1 protein-coding gene is annotated in these 1,929 nt (G+C 51.4%); it reads left to right on the top strand.

The features are described from left to right. Positions 1-151 precede the first annotated feature (151 nt). A complete protein-coding gene (locus tag KI362_RS25180) occupies positions 152-1,795 on the top strand; it encodes a transposase (RefSeq protein ID WP_301630981.1) in 1,644 nt (547 codons plus the stop codon). The last annotated feature ends 134 nt before the right edge of the window (positions 1,796-1,929 follow it).

The following is a 1,929-nucleotide window of genomic DNA, read 5'->3' as shown; positions in this document are numbered from 1 at the left end:
GAGACTGTCTATTAACTGTTTACAACTCACTAACTTCAGCAATTCATATTCCGTTTTTTAGTACTAGAATGATTGGTTTTCTCCCGAATTCGTCCATTATCTACGTATTCCGTGGTATAATGGTCGTAATTAATTTCAGGGGAGGCTGCCCATGACGAACCGCGTTCGATACAAAAACTTCGACCAACTCTCGTTTGCCGACTTGTTAGTTTACTCTAAGCTACCGGAGCACCCGTTCTGGAGTTGCGTTGAGAGCAAGATCGACTTTTCATTTGCGGATACCCTTTGTGCTGTGCTGTATACCGGCATGGGACAGCGCCCTTATGCGCCCTCTTTGAAACTGAAGGTCCATCTCATCCAGGCCTACTACGTACTCTCAGATCGTCTGGTGGAAGAGAAGATCATCGGAGATCTTTTCATCAAACGTTTCCTCCAAGTGCCGGTCGATTTCTTTGGTTTTGACCATAGTACGATCGGTCTGGATCGCACTCGCATGGGCGAAGCCATGTTCCGTGCTTGCCATCTCTATATTCTGGCGCAGATGTATAGCCACGGACTATGGGGAGACAAAAACGAACAGTGGATCATTGACTCCTTTCCGACAAGCATCCACATGGTGCGCCGTGGCGCGTACCGTTTAATTAAGCATGCCATGATTCGTCTCGTACAGCACCTCCGAAAACAAGCTCCGAAGCCCGTCCGCATGGCTGCCGAGTCTTTGCCGTTGGATGCTATGGGCGTTCGACTAAGCTCCGCTGCGACGTCCGCCGACTTTATGCTTGCCTATAGCAAGTTGGTCGCGCAAGCCTATGGACTGCTGCAGTGGTTCAACAATGAAAACATCAAGCCGCTGCTGGAAGATTGGAAGGGTTATTCGCGTTCGCAGGAACTGCAAGCCATCTTGATACGCATCCTGGAGGAAAACAGTCGCCCCGTCGACCCTGATCATCATGGAACAAAAACCGACCTGCCCGCAGACGTCCAATTCGAGAAAACGCCCTATGACAAGCGCCCAAAAGACCGCATCGAGAGTGCCGTGGATCCCGAGGCCCGCACCGCGTTTAAGCGCTCGAAAGCGACCACGGGGTATAAGACGCAGAACCTGTGCACGACAGAAGGGGTCATCCTCGATATCCGAACGGTTCCGGCCAATGAACATGACCAAGACGCGACAGCGGATATGGTGGCAACCCTTCAACACTTTTTCGGGCAAACGCCGGCGGCTTTGTTGGGCGACGCAGCTTACGGGCATGGACGACATCGCATGAAGCTTGCCCGGCAGGGAATCCAGGTGGTGGCGCCAGTCCAACAATCCCCTAATCCTACGGGTTTGTTTCAAGCAACCCGGTTTACGTACGATGTTGACAAGGATATCTTCATCTGCCCGAACGGTGAACAAAGCGTACGCAGGAGCCACTCTCCCAAGTTGGAAGGCACTCAGTATCGGTTCGCCAAAAAAACTTGCCTTGCGTGCCCCTTGTACACGCAGTGCACCCATAGTCAGAGTGGTCGAAGCGTGTTCCGCAGCGATTATGCCAACCTGTACGAACAAGCCCAAGCCTATAACGAGAGCTTAGCCGGACAGGCGGATCTCCTCAAACGTTACGTAGTTGAACGGAAGAACAACGAACTAAAGAACGACTGCGGTCTAGGACTCACCAGGACACATAGTCGGGCCACGCTCCAGTTGAAGGCTCTGGGTGCAGCGATGGTTGTGAACCTGAAGTATATGGTCCGTAAACTGCTAAACCCTAAACCGGGGTTTCTTCGACATGCCCGTTCAGCGCTTGGATGAAGCAAAGAGCACCATGTAAAGCGAATGACTGGGCAATTGCTCCCCAAAATCACCTTTGAAGTACCCGAATTGCGGTTTGTTTGCAGAACTAAAGGACAGGGTAGTACATTTTTACACAGAAAATAGACAGTCTC

Source organism: Paenibacillus apis (assembly GCF_018333295.1).
GTDB classification, from domain to species: Bacteria; Bacillota; Bacilli; order Paenibacillales; family Paenibacillaceae; genus Fontibacillus; species Fontibacillus antibioticophila.
Note: the sequence above shows the minus strand (reverse complement) of the source record. Positions and strands in the feature narration are given on the sequence as shown.